Here is a 17150-nt window from a genome sequence, read left to right on the forward strand (position 1 = left end):
GGCGCGCGGTCGGCGGCGTCGGGCGAGGTGGTGGTGGCGTGCCTGAACGCGCCGTCGGCCACGGTCGTGTCCGGCCCGGACGCCGAGCTGGACGCGGTGCTGGACGCGGCGCGCGAGCGGGGTGTGAAGGCGGTCCGGCTCGCCGTCCCGTACCTGTCGCATCATCCGGCGATGGTGGGCGCCGACCACGAGTGGTACGAGACGATCCGGCGGTTCCCGCGGCGTCCGCTGGAGACGGCCGTGCACTCGCCGGTGCGGGGCCGCGCCTACCGTGACGACGACGATCTGCACCGGGCGCTGGCGGACTGCATCGTGCGGCCCGTCCGGCTGCCCGAGACGCTGGTGGAGGTCGCCAAGGCGGGCGCGACGGTGTTCGTGGAGGCGGGCGCGGGCGACGCGCTGTGCCGGTGCGTGCGGCTGACGGTCCCGGACGCGGCGACGGTCGCGCCGATGCGGGAGCGTCCGCGTCCGGGGGGCAGGCCGCCGGTCGGCAAGTCCGCCCCGGAGGTGCGGGCCGAGGAGCCGCCGGTGTCGCTGCCGACGCGTCCCGCCCCCCGGGCGGACGACGACGCCGACACCACCTGATCCCGGGATTCACCCGCCCCGCCCCACCCGCCCGCAGTCGACCCCGCCCGCCCGTCGTCCGCGGGTTCCGTTCGGTTTCGTGTAGCGACAGGAGCATCGCCATGACCCGACCACCCGCCTCGCCCACCCCCTCCGCCTCACCCGGCCCCTCCGCCTCGCCGTCCGGTTCGGCTGATCCGTTCGGGGTGGCGTTCGAACCGGGCGCGGCCCCGGCGGCGATGCCGGCCGACGCGTCCGTCCTGCGTGGCTGGATGCGCGGCACCGTCCCGGAGGGGCGGCTCGAGGCCAAGGAACGCCTGATGATCGCCGAGGCGGTCCCGGAGGAGTTCTTCGGCTATCCCGACGGGCTGACGCTGGCCGAGCGGCAGGGCCTGACCTACCGGCGGATGCGGGCGGCGGGCCTGGCCGCGCCGCCCGCCCCGGACCTGCTGGACGATCCGCCGCTGCTGTGCGGGCTGCTGGAGCGCTGCGCGGTCGCCGATCCGGCGCTGTTCCACACGCTGATGCTGCACTACACGCTCGCGCTCGGCCCGATCGTGAAGTTCGGCGCGAACGACGGGGGCGGGCCGCGCCCGGACCGGGAGGCGCTGGAGTCGATGGACGCGGCGGGGACGCTGCTGATGACCGAGATCGGCCGCAGCAACAGCCACCTGTCGCCACGGACACTGGCCCGCCACGACCCGGAGACGGGCGGTTTCGTCCTGACGACACCGGACGCGGCCGCGGCGAAGTTCCCGACCAACACCGCGCACAGGGACGTCCCGAAGGTCGCCGCCGTGTACGCCACGCTCGTGCACGGCGGCCAGGAGCGCGGCGTGTTCGTGTTCACGGTCCCGCTGCGCGGCGCGGACGGCTCGACGCCGCCCGGGGTGCGGATCACCGCGGCGCCCGACACGTTCGGGCTGATGGTGGACTACGGCGCGGTGACCCTGTCGGACGTGCGGGTGCCGTTCGGGTCGTGGCTGAGCGACGGCGCGCGGCTGGACCCGGGCGGCGGTTTCCACGATCCGGTGGGCGGGCCGGGGGAGCGGCTGGTGCGGTCGATGGGGATCGCGCCGCCGGTGTGGCGGGCGGTGGTGTCGGCGTGCGCGGCGCTGGCGCGCGCGTCGGCGGTGACGCTCGCCGCGCACACCGCGGGGCGCGCGACGCTGGGACGGCTGGCTCCGCGCCGTCCGCTGGGGGACTACCGCAACCAGCAGGAGGCGATGCTGGGGGCGCTCGCGTCGGCGTACGCGCTGACACTGGTCGCCGACCGGGTGAAGGGGCCGCGTCCGCTGGGCCGGGCCCCGGCCGTGCCGCCGTCGAGCGCGGGAACGGGGGGCGCGGCGTGGGCGCCGTGGTCGGCGGTGGACCGGGACCTGGCGTTGCTGAAGGCGGCGGTGACCGAGCACACGCAGGACGTGGTGGGCGCGTGCCGGGTGCACGCGGGCGCGCCGGGGTTCGCGGCGTCCCACCGGCTGAACGGCTACCGGGGGCTGGCGCACGCCTACCAGAACGCGGGCGGTGACAACGAGCTGATCCTGTTCGACACGGCGCGGGCGCTGGCCGCCGACCCGCCCGCCCCGTCCGGTGATCCGGTCGCGGGGGACGCCGGGGAGTTCGGTTCCCCGGCGATGTGCCGGAACCTGGCCGCCCGCCTGGAACGCGCGCTGACCGCCGTCCTCGCCACCCGCACCGCGTCCGCCGAGGACGCTGCGGACGCTCCGGACGCGGGGTTCACGGCGTGGAACGACAACCTGACGCTCGCGGCGGCGACCGCGCGGGTCGCCGCCGACGGGATCGTCCTGCGGATCGTGGACGAGTCGTCCGGGTCGGTCCCGGCGGACGCGGCGCCGCTGCTGGAACCGCTGCTGCGCATGTTCGGGCTCGACTGGATCGAGCGCCGCGCCGCGCTGCTGCTGGAGCACGGCGTCGCCGGGCCGGGCCTGCTGGAGCGGGTGTGGGCGGGACGGCGCGAGGTCTGCGACCTTCTCGCCGGACGCGTCACCGACCTGGCCGCCGCGCTCGACACCCCCACCCCGGTCGCCGCGCCGACGACACCGAGGGAACCGGCCACACCGTGACATCTGCGCCGGCCACCGGCCGCCCGGCGGCCGGCGCGGCGGTCGTCCCGGTCAGCGGATCGGGACGACCGCCATCGCGTCGATCTCGACGAGGAACTCCTCGCGCACCAGCCGCGACACCTCCACGAGGGTCGCGGCGGGTGTGACGTGCTCGGGGACGAACTCGGCGCGGGCCTCCCGGACGGCGCCGACGCCGGTGGCGTCCCGCAGGTAGTAGCCGAGTCTCACGACGTGTTCCCAGGTCGCGCCCGCGTCGGTGAGGACGGTCTGGATGTTGCGGAACACCTGGCGGGTCTGGGCGGCGAGGTCGCCGGGGCCGACGAGGGCGCCGGTCTCGTCCACGGGGACCTGTCCGCTGACCAGGACGAGCCGTCCGGGCACCTCGACGGAGACGCCGTGGCTGTATCCGGGGCCGGCGGGCAGGCCGGGCGGGTCGATCTGGCGGATGTCGGTACCGGCGCGCAGTTCATGATCGCTCACCCGTCCACGGTAGCCCCGCCGCGCCGCGCCCCGGCCGGACGGGCCCCGGGCGCGGGGGCCGGGCGCGGGGGCCGGGTGGGGCGTTGCGCGGGGCACGCCGTTGGGCTGCGACAATGATCGGTATGAGTGAGCGCAGGCCGATCGAGTCGTGGCTGACGGACATGGACGGGGTCCTGGTGCACGAGGGCCACCCGATCCCCGGCGCGGACGAGTTCCTCCGGCGCCTGACGGCGTCCGGGAAGCGGTTCCTGGTGCTGACGAACAACTCGATCTACACGCCGCGGGACCTGTCGGCGCGGCTGCACGCGCTGGGGCTGCCGGTCGCCGAGGACGCGATCTGGACGTCGGCGCTGGCGACCGCGCAGTTCCTGTCGGACCAGCGGCCCAACGGGTCGGCGTACGTGATCGGCGAGGCGGGCCTGACGACGGCGCTGCACGAGGCCGGGTACGTGCTGACGGACCTGAACCCCGACTACGTGGTGCTGGGGGAGACCCGCACCTACAGCTTCTCCTCGATCACCCGGGCGATCCGGCTGATCGAGCGCGGCGCGCGGTTCATCGCGACCAACCCCGACCCGATCGGGCCGTCCACGGAGGGGTCGCTTCCGGCGACGGGCGCCGTCGCGGCGATGATCACGCGGGCGACGGGGGTGGAGCCGTACTTCGTCGGGAAGCCGAACCCGCTGATGATGCGGACGGCGCTGAACCGGGTCGGCGGGCACAGCGAGTCCACGGTGATGATCGGCGACCGGATGGACACCGACGTCCGCGCGGGCGTGGAGGCGGGGCTGGAGACGATCCTGGTGCTGTCGGGGGTGACGCGGAAGGACGAGGTGGACCGATTCCCGTTCCGTCCCTCGCACGTGGTGCCGTCGATCGCCGACGTCGTCGACATGGTCGCCCCCGCCGCCGCCCCCGAGCCCGTCTCGGGCTCGGGTTCCTGACCGCGCCGTCTCCGACCGCCCCGGGGCCGCCGTCATGCGCATGATCGCCGTGTCCGGTTCGCACGAACTGGAGATCCGCCGTTCCCGGTTCCTGTGCACGCTCGCGCGGGTCGCCGACGAGCACGAGGCCGCGGCGTTCGTCAACGAGCAGAAACGCGCGCACCGCGACGCCACGCACAACTGCTCGGCGTACGTGGTGGGCGAGTTCGGTGAGCTGACCAAGAGCAGCGACGACGGGGAGCCCGCAGGGACGGCGGGGATCCCGATGCTGGAGGTGCTGGTCCGGCGCGGCCTGACCGGGACGGCCGCCGTCGTCACGCGGTACTTCGGGGGCGTGAAGCTCGGCGCGGGCGGGCTGGTCCGCGCCTATTCGCAGTCGGTGTCGGAGGCGGTCGACGCGGTCGGCGTGGTCGAGCTGCGCCCGGTGGTGCATGTGGAGGTGACGGTGGACCACGCGCTGGCGGGACGGTTCCTCGGCGATCTGCACGCCCGCGGCCCGCACCCGGCCGATGTCCGGTACGGCGACGCCGTCCACGCCGAGGTTTCGGTCCCGGCGGACGGGCTGGAGGAGTTCACCGCGTGGGCCGCGGAGGTCACCGCCGGGCAGGCGCGCCTGCGCACGGTCGGGACCGGTCATAGCGAGGTCCCCGTCACCTCGTAGCCGCGCGGGTGCGGGGCCGTCAGGGGACGGGGACCGGGAGTGGGCCGGTCCCGCCGTGGTGAGGCGGTCCGGCCGGGGTGTCAGGAGCGGCGGTGGCGTCCGGGCACGGGGCGGCCCTGGGCGTCCAGCACCGGCAGGTCCGGGACGGTGATCGCGGCGTCGTTCCGCATCGGCGCGGCTCCGTAGGCTCCGGCGGGGTGGGACTGTCCCGCGACCGGCATGTCCTGCCCGTATCCGCTGTTCCCGTATCCGCCCGGCCCGTACCCGCCCGGACCGCCCTGCGCGCCGGGCCCGGTGCCGTCCGCGGGGGCGGGGGTGCCGAGGAGAAGGGGGCCGACCGGGTCCCAGGCGCGGATCCGCTCGACCAGCGGCGTCAGGAGCCGGGCCGCGAGCAGCGACACCACCGAGGCGACGGCCAGGCCGACCAGGAGACCGGCGGCGACGTCGTGCGGGTAGTGGACGCCGACGAACACCCGGGAGAACGCCTCGAGGACCGCCAGGGACAGGACCCAGGGGGTCAGGGCGCGCCAGGCGACGAGCAGGCCCGCGGCGGCTCCGGCGGCGATCGTGGCGTGGTTGCTGGGGAACGACCAGTCGGTGGGCCCGGGGCACGTGGCGATGTTCATCGCGTGGGGGAGGGCGCGGCAGGGGCGTTCCTCTTTCAGGACGTCCTTGATGTTGGAGTTGACCAGGAAGGCGCAGACCATCGCGACCGGGCCCAGGAGCGCCAGCGTCATCGCCCGGCCGTCCCGCGTCCGGGCCCGCCACCAGGCGGCGGCGAACAGCGCGGCGAACACCAGCAGGCCCGCGTCCGTGCCGATGTCCGCGCCGGTGTGCACCCAGCCTGGCGTCCCGTGCGCGAACTCGGTGACGCTCCGGTACCAGTCGGCGCTGAAACCCGGTGCTTGCATGCTCCCCCTCCATGGCCGGCGCCGTCCCGGGGCCGGGACGGCGCGGTCCCGGGAGCGGACGCGTCCCGGGACAGATTCAGATCATCTACCAGACCTGGAGGGTTCACGCACGGTTCACCGCAATGCGACATTTGTCGTCTAGAGCCGGATTCCTCCTGGGAGGTCTCGTCCTACATCGAAAGTGGTACGCGGGGTTCGTCACCACCGACGATGCCCGCGCGACCCCGGCGGCGTGACACTGGAAGCAGACGCCCACGCAGGAGAGATCGATATGAGCTTCCCGTCCGCACAGCCGCCCGCCCGGCCGGGTCTGCGCGCCGGTGACCGGGACCGCGACGCCGTCGCCGAGCGCCTCGGCGACGCCCTGTCCGACGGCGCCCTCGGCGCCGCCGAGTACCAGGCGCGCCTGGACCGGGCCCTGGGCGCGGTCACCCAGGACGAGCTCGCCGCCCTCACCGCCGACCTGCCCGCGTCCGGAACCGCGGGCGCCCGCGCGGCGGCCCGCGCCGAGACCGCCCGCCGCCGCGCCGACCTGCTGCGCTGGCGCAAGGAGATCCTGTACTGGATCGGCGGCGCCGTGATCATGAACGTGATCTGGGTGGCCGGATCGATCAGCAAGGGCCACCTGGACACCTACTGGCCGGCATGGCCGCTCGGCATCTGGGCCGCGATCCTCCTGTCGTACGTCTTCTGGCCCGAACGCGACAAGAGGGACCGCGACCGGCCCGGCCGGGGCCCGAGAGTCTGACACCGGGCCCACACGAGGGGCCGCCGGGAAAACGGGGGGCGGAACCCGCCGCCGCAGGTGCCACAATGATCGTTTTGTGGGAATCCTGCACATCTTCGACATGGACGGCACGCTGCTCACCGGGTCCACCGCCAGCCTCCAGATCGCCCGCCACACCGGGACCGAGGCGGAGCTGGCGGACCTGGAGGCCCGGTTCGCGTCCGGGACCATCACCACCACGACGTTCTCCACGGCCCTGTACGGCATCTGGCGGGACCGCCTCACCCCCGACACCGTCGCCGCCGCCTACGCCGCGAGCCCCTGGCTGGACGGCATCGCCGAGGTCTGCGCGGACATCCGCGCCCGCGGCGAGCACTCGCTGGTGATCACGATGTCGCCGGACTTCTTCGCGCGGCACCTGCTCGGGCTGGGCTTCGACGAGGTCGCCGCGTCCCGGTTCCCGCCGCTGCCGCTGGCCGGGCCGCCCAAGCCCGGCGACATCCTCACCCCCGCCGACAAGGTCACCATCACCGACCGCGTCCGGGCCCGCCACGGCGTGCCCCGGGACCGGTGCGTGGCCTACGGCGACTCGATGTCGGACGCCCCGCTGTTCCGGCATCTGCGGCACACCGTCGCGATCAACGCCGACCACCACCTGGCCGACCTGGCGGCCCTGGACTACCGCGGCGGGGACCTGGCCCGCGCCTACGGCCTGGCACGCACCCTCCTCACCCCCGCCGACCAGGCACAATGAAGGGGGCGGCCCCGCGCCGTCCCTTCGTCTCACCCGTCCGCCGGTGGCGAGCGTCCCCCGGATCCTCCGCAAGATCGGCCCGCCGTGACCACCTCGCCCCGCACCCAGCCCGATGACCTCCGCGCCGACTGCGCCGCGTGTTTCGGGCTGTGCTGCGTCACCCTGCCGTTCACGCGGTCCAGCGACTTCGCCTTGACCAAACCGGCGGGGCGGCCGTGCCTGAACCTCGCGGACGATCACCGCTGCGGGATCCACTCCGGGCTGCGGGAGCGCGGTTTCACCGGCTGCACGGTGTACGAGTGCCTGGGCGCGGGACAGAAGCTGTCGCGCCACACGTTCGGCGGGCGGGACTGGCGCGCCCACCCCGAACTGCTCCCGGTGATGACCGCCGCCTATCCGGTGATGCGGCACCTGCACGAGCTGCTGTGGCACCTGCACCACGCGGCGGCGCTACCGCCCGCCGCACCCGTCCGTGACCGCGTCACCGGCATGATCGCGACGCTGGACGACCTCACCCACCAGGACTCCGACACACTCCTGGCCGCCGACCTTCCCGCCCTGCACGCACAGGCCGCCGAACTGCTCCGCACCGCCAGCCGCCTCACCCGCCGCCACGCCAACCCGCGGGCACGTGACCACGCCCGCGCCGACCTCACCGGACGGGACATGCGGAACGCCGACCTGCGGGCCGCGGACCTGCGCGGCGCGCTCCTCATCGGCGCCGACCTCACCGGCGCCACCCTGACCCACGCCGACCTGCTCGGCGCGGACCTGCGCGCCGCCGTACTGTCCGGCGCGGACCTGTCGACCGCGCTGTTCCTGACGCAGCCGCAGCTGAACGCGGCACGCGGCGACGCCGCCACGCGCCTCCCCGACGACCTCACCCGCCCACCCCACTGGCACTGACACCCCGCCCGGCGACGGCGAACTCAGCGCCCCACGCCGACCCACCGCCAGGACCGCCTCCGCATCGGCAGCGGCGGCGGGTTGCGGTAGAGATCGGCGGGCAGCACCACACCCACGGTGGCCCGGCTCATGCCGGGCCACCGTGCCGGGCCCTCACGTCGGGCCGTCACAGCGCGCTGTGCCGTCACCGTGGGGTGAGCACCTCGGTCGGGCCGGGGTGCGCGGAGTTCCGGCCGGCGTGCGGCGGTCGATCCCGGTCGAGGTCGACGCGGACGGTGAGCAGGTGCGTGCCCATGACGCGAACGATCGCCGCGTTGAGCGCGCGCAGCGGATGCCATCTGCACACCTGCCGCTGCCGCGCGTACGGGTCGTCGTCGGCCAGGATGTGGGCGGTTCCGCCCACCCAGGTGAAGCGCAGGCCCTGGCGCAGCCGGAGCCGGACCCGCGGGCATCGCTGGATGTTGCGGACGTAGCCGGCCTGCCGGCCGTGTTCGGCGATGATCCAGAAGGTGTCGCCCTGCCGGCCGTTGCCGACCGGTGTGGCGCGGGGCCGTCCGCTGGCCCGGCCCCTGGTCTCCAGGAGCGCGTAGCCCAGAGGCATCAGGCCGAGCCGCAGGAGCAGGCGTATGGGCGGGTTGATGAGGTATCGCTGGGTCCGCGCCACGATCGCGCGCTTGAGCCGTGCACCGCTCAGGGTGAGCGGCACGTTCACCGCGAGGACCGCGGTGAGGATGATCGGTGTCGTCGTTTCCTGCGCCGTGGGATCGATGGACCACCACACCCAGACCAGGCCGATCAAGGCCAGTGTCGCGGTGAGCAGTCCACGCGTCCGGCGCTCGTTCATACGGGTGTATTGGTTCATACGTCTGTATGGTAGTCGCTGTGAGCGAGGTCGGACGCCAACACTCGGCAAAACAACAGGAGCTCGCCGACGCCCTGCTGGGCATCGCGGCCACCCGCGGGCTGGACCAGGTCAGCGTGCGGGAGGTCGCCGCCGCGGCGGGCGTGTCGATCGGAACGGTGCAGCACTACTTCGGCACCAAGGACGCGATGCTCGTCTTCGCCTTCCGGCACGTCGTCCGGCGGACGCGCGCCCGCGTCGCCCGGATCGACCCGCGGCTCCCGCCCCGGCGGCGGCTGGGCCTGGCACTCCGTGAACTGCTGCCCCTCGACGCGGAGAGGACGGCCGAGTGCCGCGTCTACCTCGCCTTCGCCGCGCGCGCCGCCACCAGCCCAGGACTCGCCGCCGTCCAGGAGGAGACCCTGACCGCGATCCGCGCCGACCTGCGGCAGGCGCTCGCCGGCACGGCCGGGGCCGACCACGGGCGGGCGACCCTGGAAACCGAGGCCCGCCTGCTGCTCGCCGTGGTCGACGGCCTCATGTTCGACGCCGTCACGGCGCCGGGAACACTCGCCCCGGCCGAGCTCGAGGCGGCCCTCGACACCTACCTGGACCGGATCGCCCCCTGAGACGCCAGGCCGATACGCACTGGGCGCGCCGACACCGGGGCCAGGGTGCACCTCAAGCCACCCGCCCCACGCCACAGACGCCGACTCTCGAGACACGCCTTAGACCGTCAGCCCTCGCCATGCCGGAAACTGGGCCGACGCCCGCTACGGCACCCGCGTATCGCTGCTCGACCTGCACGCCGACGACGCCGACCGCCTCCTGAACCGCCTGCTGGACCCAGCCGGTATGACCTCGGCGTCCAAACACCACGGGGCTTCCCCGGTCGGCCGGATGAGGCCCGGTGCGTGTGAGCCGTCGACCTGGGATCGAGAGGGTGACGGGAGGACGGGATCGGGCCCCATCGGACCTCCCACGCCGCTGTCGTGAGCACCGGCCATCGCCCCTTCTCGGATTCCGCGGGAAGGAGAGTGCCGGATGAGTCACTCACATCCTGGGGGCCTGCCGGTCACGGCACTCGATTCACAAAGACACGCGCGCGACCTTCTGGCGGACGGCGTCCTCCACGTCGACCCCCATCCGCGCCGCGAGGATCGCCGCGCAGATGATCACGTCGGCGATCTCGTCGGCCGCGGACTGCTGGGTGAAGCCGTCCAGTTTCTCGGCTCGCTGGTAGCGGACGAATCCCAGCACTTCACGCTGCAGTTCCCCGGCCTCCTCGCCGAGCTTGGCGGCCTGGGCGAGCAGGATGAACGCACGGTCCTGCTCGGAGTCTCCGAGGTCGAACTTCGCCGCCAGCCGCGTACTCTGCCGGCCGGCCCACCGGCCGAGCTCCGCCAGCGTCATTGCGCCCTGGCCACGGTCGCCGGGCGCGGCGACGGGCGCCGCCGACGTGGTCGTGGAGTTGCCTGTCGCGGCCGTCATATGTCACTCCTGCGGTGCGGGTCCAGATCACGGGTCAGGCACGTGGGCGTGCCCGGACCCTACGCGAACCCGATGCCGCTGGGGCGCTAGGGCCTGTTTTAAAAGCAGGTCAGCCAGTCGTTGAGGGCGGCGACCTGGACGGTGGCTTCGTAGTGGACGGCGAGTTTGTCGTATCGGGTGGCGACGGCGCGGTGGCGCTTGAGCCGGTTGATGCCGCACTCGACCGCGTGGCGTTCGCGGTAGTCGAGCTTGCAGAACTTGGGTGGCGGCGACGACCCGCACTGTGCGTTCCATCGCCTGCCGCCGCACGCCTACATCGCCACTCTGCCGTGGCAGGCCGGGCAGGGCCCCGCCCGGCGGCCGCACGCGCGTGCTGACCGTCGAGCAGCTCGCCGACTACGGCCGGCCGGTCGACGTGCTCGCCGAGCTGGCCGAGCTGCCGCTCGGCCCGTCCCCGCACGGAGCAATCACCGCCGCCGTCACCGGATTCGCCTCCGAGGACTGAAGGTCACCGCCGTGTTGACCTCGCCACCGAGGCATCGTTGGCCGCCCTGCGGCGTGAGGTCTAGCGCACGAGGGCTTGGCCGCGCCGGCGCTTGGGGCAGGAGTCCTCAGGACAGGCCCACCACCCACGCGGACGCCGGTTCCTCACCCGGATGAATGAACCTCGGGCGAGGGGTCACCGTTGCCAGCGTTGGCCGGTGTAGGTGCCGCAGGGGTTGGTCACCAAGGCGACATAGTTGGCGGGAGGCCCGTCCGTGTCCAGGCACAGACCGCTGGTGAGGTTGGTGAACCGGCCGGTGCCGGAGTTGTAGCGCCACTGCTGGCCGGTGAAGTTCCCGCAGGGGTTCAGGACGGCGTTGACGCCTCGGGCGGGCGCCCCGTTCGTGTCGAGGCACAGGCCGCTGGGCGGGTTGACGAGGTGATTCGTGGCCTGGTCGTAGTTCCAGTTCTGGCCGCTGAAGTTCCCGCAGTCACGGACCTGCACTCGGACACCGGAACCCTGCGGGCCGTCCGTGTCGATGCACAGCCCGCTGGCGGTGTTGGTGATCGGGCCCCGGTCCGGAAGGGGTGATGGCGTGCTGGGCTGCGGGTCGGGCGCAGACGAGGAAGCCGACGGAGGGCTCGTAGGCGAGGCCGAGTCGGACGGCTCAGCGCTCGTCGGGGATTCCGAGGGCGTGTCGCTGACGGCAGGCGAGGTCGCGGTCGAGGCCTGGCCGCTGTTCCTTGCTCCGGCGTTTCCGCTGGATGCGGCCAAGGCCAGCGCGACGAAACCGGCCGCGACGAGTGCGACCGCGCCCAGACCCGCGTACGGGACGAGTCGCCGGGCACCGTGAGAGTCGAACCGCTTTGTCAACTGGCGGGTGCGAAATTCCCCGGCCAGGGGTGGAGCGGACGGCGAGCCGGTGAGCTCGGAGAGCAACTGGGGAACCGACGGTCGGGCGGCGGGATCCTTGGCGAGGGCACGGGCGACGAGTTCGCGAAGGTGCGTCTCGAGGCCGTCCAGATCAGGCTCGGCGCGCTGGACCCGGTCGTTGATCTCGGCGCCGTCGGCTCCGGTGAAGGGATGACGGCCCGTGCCCGCGTAGGCGACGACCGCGCCCCAGCAGAACACGTCGGCGGCGGGGAGCGGTCGACCACCGGCCAACAGTTCAGGCGCGATGTATCCGGGGGTGCCGATGACCGCCCCCGAACGTGTCAGTTGTCCGGTGGCGTCCAGGGCCCGGGCGATGCCGAAATCGATGACCCGCGGACCGACCGGTGACAGCATCACGTTGGAGGGCTTGAGGTCCCGGTGGATCAACCGGGCCTGATGGATGGCGGTCAGGGCCGTCGCGATGCCGACCGCGAGCGCGTCGAGATCGGCTCCGCGCAGCGGACCATGCGCGGACACCGCCTCCCGCACGGTCGGGCCGTCGATGAAGTCGGTGGCCACCCACAGCGGATCCTGGTCGAGACCAGCGTCCAGGACCGGCGCGGTGCAGAACCGCCGCACCCGCTGCGCCGCCTCGACCTCCTGCCGGAACCGCTCGCGGAACTCGGGCTCACGCGCGAGTTCGGCGTTGATGACCTTCACCGCGACGCGCCGTCCGTCACCGTCCTCGGCGAGCCACACGGTCCCCATCCCGCCGCGGCCCAGCCGGCGAACAACGCGGTACCGCCCGATCATCTCGACCACGCCAGAAGCATGACAGACAAACACTCATGTCTGACAGCTTTTGACCCCGCGGTGACCGGAGGCCCACCGCGTCATCACACGACTCCGACGGGCCGTCGAAACGACGCGGATGAGATACCGGCTTCAAGAGGCAGTCCGCCGACCACGCCGCCACCCTGGGCATCCACGCCCAGGTCGTCCACCGCGATCCCGGCACCCGCGGCTTCCACCGCGACCTGCAAGGAGCTGACCGACGAGGGCGTCGCGGCCGCCGAGGCCAAGGGCCGCTTCCGCGGTCGGCCGCCTGCGCTGGAGGGCACCCAACACGAGGACGTGCGGGCGGCGTTCCGAGACGAAGGAACCTCCATCGCGGCTCTTGCGCGCACCCATGGGGTCAGCCGGGCCGCCGTACGAACCGTGACCGGCCTCCTGCCCGACCAGCCGACCCGAGCGAGCCCGCTACCGAACCAGCCCGCTACCCCTGATTCCTGCACTCAGCTTCCTCGCGGGCCGACCTGGGCGAGTTCGGCGTTGGCGGCGGGGCTGACCTGAAGTCCCCTCGGCGTCGCCGGTCCAGCCGTCACGTTCGGCCTCCGCGATGCGTGCGATGAGATCGTCGCGGACAGAGCGCCCCTGAAGCATGAGCGTTTCTAGCGCCGACGGCCGCCCGCAGGTTCCTCGGCCCCGTGTGTCCCGCGTGAGGCCGCGTCCCGCCTTGGTCAGCCGGCGGTGTCGACGCGGCCGAGGAGGGGGTGGACGCGCATGGCGGCCTCGAGTTCGCCGGGGAGTTCGTCGCGGTAGCGGCCGAGGGTGGACAGGTCGGCGTGGCCGAGGACGCGGCGGACGGCGTCCATGTCGGTCGCGGCGGCGAGCAGGTGCGTGGCGGTGGTGTGCCGGAGGCCGTGGGGGGTGACCGAGCGGCGGTGTTCGGGGTCGACGCGTGCCTGGACGCGGTCGATGACGGCCTGGACGTCGCCGCGCGCGAGCCGTCGTCCGCGCCAGGACAGCAGCAGGGCCTTGGGTTCGTGGCCGCGGTCCAGGAGGCGGCGGCCGCCGGTGAGGTAGGCGTCCAGGACGTCCGCGACGGGGCGGGGGAGCGGGACGTCGCGGGTCCGGCCGCCCTTGCCGAAGATCCGCCAGTAGCGGACGCCGGCGTTGACGAAGAAGTCCTCGGAGTTCGCGCGGGTCAGCTCCGACACGCGCGGGCCGACGGCGGCGAGCAGCAGGACGATGAGGGCATCGCGCAGTTCGGTCCGCTGGTCGTGTCGTCCGCGTCCGGTGGCCGTTCCGCCGGACGCGGCGGTGCTGTCGGGGTCGTCGGCGAGGTCGCGGGCGGCGCCGACGAGCCCGCCGGCCTGCTCGGCCGTCAGGGCCCGGCGTTCGGCGCGGAGCCCACCGCGGTGTTTGGGGCGGACGGTCGCGGCTCCCATGGGGTTGAGGTGCACCCATCCGGCGACCGTGGCGTACCGGAACAGCGCCGACACCGACCGCCGGAACCGTGCCTGCGACGCGGCGCTCTGCGAGGCCCCGTCCGCGGCCCGCGCCGCCCCGCTCTTCGCCGCAGGGGGCGTTCCGGCGGTGGCGGTGCGCCGCCCGTCGGGTTTGCGGGCGAACCGCAGCAGCACCTCGTCGACGTCCTCGCCGGCCAGGTCGTCCAGAACCAGGTCGGGCCCCGCGAGGTCGGCGAAGGTGTGGACGTCCCGCGCGTACACCTCGGCCGTCGCGGGGGCGAGCGCCCCCGTGGAGCATTTGGCCCGCACCATCTCGGCGTAGCGGTCGACCGCCTCCGCCACCGTCAGCCGCTGAACATCCGTGGGTCGCACCCGGTGGACGTTACCTCCCGCGACCGACACTGCGGCGCCTGACTCCGGAAGAGATGCGGCCGGGCCTGGTTCCTTCCCGAGGCAGGCCCTGCGGCATGACGGTCGCGTGTCGGCCCGCCGTTCGGGCGCCGGTGGTCGCGGGGGCGTGGGGCGCGTGTTGGGTGTGGCGTGGGCGGGCGGTCGCCCGGTCGCATGCGGGAGCCGGTCTGCGTGCTCGCGAGCGCCGGACGCGGCGGACGGCGGACCCCTCCAGGGGTTGCCGCCGGGTCACGGCCGAAAGGCGGGACCGGGAGTCCCGGTCCCGCCTTTCGGTGTGCCGCGTCGGTCATGCGCCGGCGGGCTGGTCGGCCGTCCTGGTGAGGGGGAGGAGGACGAGGGTGACGGCGAGGGCCGCGGCGGCGAAGCACGCTCCGGCGAGGAAGGCGTCGTGGAACACCATGGAGCGGGCTTCGGCGACCCGGGCGGGGGCGCCCTGGGCCCAGGTGGTGAGGTCGGCGACCCGGCGGAAGGCGAAGGTGGCGGCGACGGCGAGTCCGAGCGCGCCGCCGACCTCTTGGGCGGTGTTGATCAGGCCTGCGGAGAGGCCGGACTCCTCGGGCCGGGCTCCGGCGAAGGCGGAGATCTGGACCGGAACGAAGGACGTGCCGAGGCCGAGGCCCGCGACGAGGAAGGCGGGCAGTAGGTCGGTGAGGTAGGACGCGTGAGCCGGGGCGCTCCAGAGCAGGAACATGCCGGTGGCGGTCAGTGCCAGCCCCGCCAGCAGGACCGGCTTGGCGGCGACCTTGGTGACCAGCTGGGAGGAGACGCCCGCGCCGGCCGCGACGACCACGGCCAGGGGAACGTAGGCCAGTCCGGTCTGGAGGGCGGAGTATCCGAGGACCTGCTGCATGAACAGGCTGGCGAAGAAGAACAGGGTGACGCAGGTGCCCAGGAGCAGCACGGCGATGAGGTTCGCGGCGCGCAGGGACTTGCGCCTGAACACGCCGAGCGGGATCAGCGGGGCGGCGGTGGTCCGTTCGATGAGCAGGAACGCACCGAGCAGGACCGCGGCGAGGGCGAACCCGCCGTAGAGGCGGGCGGCCGGGACGTGGGAGTCGTCGACGGTCTGGCCGAGGCTGAAGATCAGGGCGACCAGGCCGGCGGTGAGCGTCACCGCGCCCGCGATGTCGAAGGAGCGGTGGCGCTGCTCGGCGCGGCTCTCGCCGACGATCCGAGGCGCGGCGATCGCGCCGGCCAGGCCGATCGGCACGTTGACGAAGAAGATCCACCGCCAGCCCGGCCCGTCGGTGAGCAGGCCGCCCAGGGTGACACCGGCGACCGCGGCGATGCCGCTCAGCGCGCCCCACGCCCCCAGCGCCCGGTTGCGCTCGGGCCCCTCGGGGAAGTTCGCGGTCAGCAGCGACAGTGCCGCGGTCGCGATGAACGCGGCGCCCAGGCCCTGCGCGCCGCGGGTGGCGATCAGCAGCGTCGCGTCCTGGGCGAGACCGGCGAGCAGCGAGGCGACGGCGAACAGGACCAGGCCCGTCCGCAGCATCCGGCGGCGGCCGAAGGTGTCGGCGAGGCGGCCGGCCAGAACAAGGAAACCGCCCAGCAGCATCCCGTAGGTGGTGACGACGTACTCCAGCGAGGTCTGCGAGATTCCCAGCTGGCGCTCGATGGTGGGCAGCGCGACGTTGACGATCGACACGTCGAGGAAGGTCATGAACCCGGCCACGCACAGGAAGGCCAGGATCAGCCCGGGCCTGCGGGCGGGTGCGGACGGCGACGCGGTCGCCGTCTCCAGGCGGGGGACGGGCGGCGCTTCTCGGGTGGACATGGCGTTTCCTTCGGGTATGCGGGATTGCTGGGGTGGGGCGCGGGTCTGCGCGCCCGTGCCGGTGCCCACCGGGCCGGCCCTGAGCGGGCCGGCCCTGGCCGATGAGGCCGATGAGGCCGGTGAGGTCGGAACGGTCAGCGGAAGGCGGGGGCGTTGTGCTGGGCCCAGACGGCGAACGGGGTCGCGGGGCGGCCCAGGAGGCCGGTGAGGTCCGGGCCGACGGACCGCTCGGCGGTGGTGGGCTCGCCCAGGATCGCCAGGGTGCCCTCGACCACGGGCTCCGGCATGAACCGCGACATCTGGGCGTGCGCCTCCTCCCGGGTCTGCTCGACGAACCGGACGGGTTCGCCGAGCGCCTCGGCGATCGCGGCCGCCCGCTGCCGGGGGGTGAGCGCTTCCGGACCGGTCAGTACGTAGGTCGCGCCGTTGTGGCCGTCCTGAAGGAGCACGGCCGCGGCCGCGGCGGCGATGTCGGCGGGGTCGACGAACGGAAGGGCGACATCGCCGAACGGCGCCGCGGCCGTGCGGTGGGCCCGGATCGGCTCGGCCCAGGCGAACGCGTTGGAGGCCAGCCCGCCCGACCGCAGGACGGTCCAGTCCAGCCCGCTGTCGGCGACGGCGGCCTCGAAGCTGGCCGGATGGCGGTAGGCCTCCGGGCGGGTGGCGACGCCCTGGGTGGACAGCAGGACGACCTTGCCGACCCCGGCGGCGCGCGCCTCGGCCATCAGGCCGTGAGGGGCGTCCCCGGCGACCAGCAGGAACAGCGCGTCGGCACCGGCCAGGGCGGGCCGCAGGCCGGCCGGGTCGGCCAGGTCGGCCGGCACGGCCCGGACCCCCGCCGGGACGTCGGCCTCGCCGATCCGCCGGGCCACCGCGGTCACCCGTTCGCCCGCCTGGTCCAGCATCGCCACCAGTGCCCGCCCGACGTTCCCGGTCGCACCCGTCACCACGATCATTGTCGGCTCCCTTGCTAGTTAGTTAGTCGGCTGA

At 73.9% G+C, this 17150-nt stretch carries 17 protein-coding genes; 9 read left to right on the forward strand and 8 right to left on the reverse strand.

Going from position 1 to position 17150, the window contains the following annotated elements:
- Together EBO15_RS16400 and EBO15_RS16405 are read left to right on the forward strand one after the other, a co-directional pair.
- A partial coding sequence (locus EBO15_RS16400; RefSeq protein ID WP_122195269.1) for an acyltransferase domain-containing protein occupies positions 1–585 on the forward strand: 585 nt, incomplete at its 5' end.
- Between the two features lie 101 nt (positions 586–686).
- Positions 687–2648 (forward strand): acyl-CoA dehydrogenase family protein, encoded by a 1962-nt coding sequence (locus tag EBO15_RS16405; RefSeq protein WP_233616237.1) that lies wholly within the window; start codon positions 687–689, stop codon positions 2646–2648.
- A gap of 51 nt (positions 2649–2699) precedes the next feature.
- On the opposite strand, the gene EBO15_RS16410 is transcribed toward EBO15_RS16405, so the two are convergent.
- Positions 2700–3128: a RidA family protein gene (locus tag EBO15_RS16410; protein WP_233616238.1), complete on the reverse strand. Its 429-nt coding sequence runs from the start codon at positions 3126–3128 to the stop codon at positions 2700–2702.
- Positions 3129–3250: 122 nt separating this feature from the next.
- On the opposite strand from EBO15_RS16410, the gene EBO15_RS16415 reads away from it, so the two are divergent.
- Together EBO15_RS16415 and EBO15_RS16420 are read left to right on the forward strand one after the other, a co-directional pair.
- The gene (locus EBO15_RS16415) at positions 3251–4072 is read left to right on the forward strand and encodes an HAD-IIA family hydrolase (protein WP_122195270.1); all 822 of its coding nucleotides are present in this window, start codon (positions 3251–3253) and stop codon (positions 4070–4072) included.
- Positions 4073–4106: 34 nt separating this feature from the next.
- Positions 4107–4733: an IMPACT family protein gene (locus EBO15_RS16420; RefSeq protein WP_122195271.1), complete on the forward strand. Its 627-nt coding sequence runs from the start codon at positions 4107–4109 to the stop codon at positions 4731–4733.
- 80 nt (positions 4734–4813) lie between these two features.
- Here EBO15_RS16420 and EBO15_RS16425 read toward each other — a convergent pair whose 3' ends face one another.
- Positions 4814–5644, reverse strand: coding sequence for a phosphatase PAP2 family protein (locus EBO15_RS16425; RefSeq protein WP_122195272.1), 831 nt, complete (start codon positions 5642–5644; stop codon positions 4814–4816).
- A gap of 271 nt (positions 5645–5915) precedes the next feature.
- On the opposite strand from EBO15_RS16425, the gene EBO15_RS16430 reads away from it, so the two are divergent.
- From EBO15_RS16430 to EBO15_RS16440, 3 genes are all read left to right on the forward strand, one after another.
- Positions 5916–6392: a DUF1707 SHOCT-like domain-containing protein gene (locus tag EBO15_RS16430; protein ID WP_233616239.1), complete on the forward strand. Its 477-nt coding sequence runs from the start codon at positions 5916–5918 to the stop codon at positions 6390–6392.
- A 76-nt stretch (positions 6393–6468) separates the two neighbouring features.
- Complete coding sequence (locus EBO15_RS16435; RefSeq protein ID WP_122195273.1) at positions 6469–7125, forward strand: HAD family hydrolase; 657 nt, start codon at positions 6469–6471, stop codon at positions 7123–7125.
- An 84-nt stretch (positions 7126–7209) separates the two neighbouring features.
- A complete protein-coding gene (locus EBO15_RS16440; protein WP_122195274.1) occupies positions 7210–8031 on the forward strand; it encodes a pentapeptide repeat-containing protein in 822 nt (273 codons plus the stop codon).
- A gap of 184 nt (positions 8032–8215) precedes the next feature.
- On the opposite strand, the gene EBO15_RS45325 is transcribed toward EBO15_RS16440, so the two are convergent.
- Positions 8216–8893, reverse strand: a complete 678-nt coding sequence (locus EBO15_RS45325; RefSeq protein WP_199744585.1) for a nitroreductase/quinone reductase family protein — start codon at positions 8891–8893, stop codon at positions 8216–8218.
- A gap of 20 nt (positions 8894–8913) precedes the next feature.
- On the opposite strand from EBO15_RS45325, the gene EBO15_RS16450 reads away from it, so the two are divergent.
- On the forward strand, positions 8914–9501 hold the full coding sequence (locus EBO15_RS16450) for a TetR/AcrR family transcriptional regulator (RefSeq protein WP_158628247.1): 588 nt from the start codon (positions 8914–8916) through the stop codon (positions 9499–9501).
- 460 nt (positions 9502–9961) lie between these two features.
- On the opposite strand, the gene EBO15_RS16455 is transcribed toward EBO15_RS16450, so the two are convergent.
- Positions 9962–10363: a MazG-like family protein gene (locus EBO15_RS16455; RefSeq protein WP_122195276.1), complete on the reverse strand. Its 402-nt coding sequence runs from the start codon at positions 10361–10363 to the stop codon at positions 9962–9964.
- A gap of 370 nt (positions 10364–10733) precedes the next feature.
- Here EBO15_RS16455 and EBO15_RS46810 point away from each other — a divergent pair, with 370 nt between their 5' ends.
- Positions 10734–10868 (forward strand): hypothetical protein, encoded by a 135-nt coding sequence (locus EBO15_RS46810; protein WP_267898410.1) that lies wholly within the window; start codon positions 10734–10736, stop codon positions 10866–10868.
- 174 nt (positions 10869–11042) lie between these two features.
- On the opposite strand, the gene EBO15_RS16465 is transcribed toward EBO15_RS46810, so the two are convergent.
- The 4 genes from EBO15_RS16465 to EBO15_RS16480 all read right to left on the reverse strand — a co-directional run bounded on the left by EBO15_RS16465 (position 11043) and on the right by EBO15_RS16480 (position 17116).
- Positions 11043–12533, reverse strand: coding sequence for a serine/threonine protein kinase (locus EBO15_RS16465; protein ID WP_233616248.1), 1491 nt, complete (start codon positions 12531–12533; stop codon positions 11043–11045).
- Positions 12534–13240: 707 nt separating this feature from the next.
- A complete protein-coding gene (locus EBO15_RS16470; RefSeq protein WP_122195278.1) occupies positions 13241–14344 on the reverse strand; it encodes a tyrosine-type recombinase/integrase in 1104 nt (367 codons plus the stop codon).
- 325 nt (positions 14345–14669) lie between these two features.
- The gene (locus EBO15_RS16475; RefSeq protein ID WP_122195279.1) at positions 14670–16160 is read right to left on the reverse strand and encodes an MFS transporter; all 1491 of its coding nucleotides are present in this window, start codon (positions 16158–16160) and stop codon (positions 14670–14672) included.
- 134 nt (positions 16161–16294) lie between these two features.
- The gene (locus EBO15_RS16480) at positions 16295–17116 is read right to left on the reverse strand and encodes an SDR family oxidoreductase (protein WP_122195280.1); all 822 of its coding nucleotides are present in this window, start codon (positions 17114–17116) and stop codon (positions 16295–16297) included.
- Between the last annotated feature and the right edge of the window lie 34 nt (positions 17117–17150).

Origin of the sequence: Actinomadura harenae (assembly GCF_003696215.1) — a bacterium.
GTDB classification, from domain to species: Bacteria; Actinomycetota; Actinomycetes; order Streptosporangiales; family Streptosporangiaceae; genus Spirillospora; species Spirillospora harenae.

Bases quoted from the DNA above. Each gene is read 5' to 3' on its own strand.
- EBO15_RS16405 (WP_233616237.1), top strand. From the start codon at position 687: ATGACCCGACCACCCGCCTCGCCCACCCCCTCCGCCTCACCCGGCCCC.
- EBO15_RS16415 (WP_122195270.1), top strand. From the start codon at position 3,251: ATGAGTGAGCGCAGGCCGATCGAGTCGTGGCTGACGGACATGGACGGG.
- EBO15_RS16420 (WP_122195271.1), top strand. From the start codon at position 4,107: ATGCGCATGATCGCCGTGTCCGGTTCGCACGAACTGGAGATCCGCCGT.
- EBO15_RS16425 (WP_122195272.1), bottom strand. From the start codon at position 5,644: ATGCAAGCACCGGGTTTCAGCGCCGACTGGTACCGGAGCGTCACCGAG.
- EBO15_RS16430 (WP_233616239.1), top strand. From the start codon at position 5,916: ATGAGCTTCCCGTCCGCACAGCCGCCCGCCCGGCCGGGTCTGCGCGCC.
- EBO15_RS45325 (WP_199744585.1), bottom strand. From the start codon at position 8,893: ATGAACCAATACACCCGTATGAACGAGCGCCGGACGCGTGGACTGCTC.
- EBO15_RS16455 (WP_122195276.1), bottom strand. From the start codon at position 10,363: ATGACGGCCGCGACAGGCAACTCCACGACCACGTCGGCGGCGCCCGTC.
- EBO15_RS16465 (WP_233616248.1), bottom strand. From the start codon at position 12,533: ATGATCGGGCGGTACCGCGTTGTTCGCCGGCTGGGCCGCGGCGGGATG.
- EBO15_RS16475 (WP_122195279.1), bottom strand. From the start codon at position 16,160: ATGTCCACCCGAGAAGCGCCGCCCGTCCCCCGCCTGGAGACGGCGACC.
- EBO15_RS16480 (WP_122195280.1), bottom strand. From the start codon at position 17,116: ATGATCGTGGTGACGGGTGCGACCGGGAACGTCGGGCGGGCACTGGTG.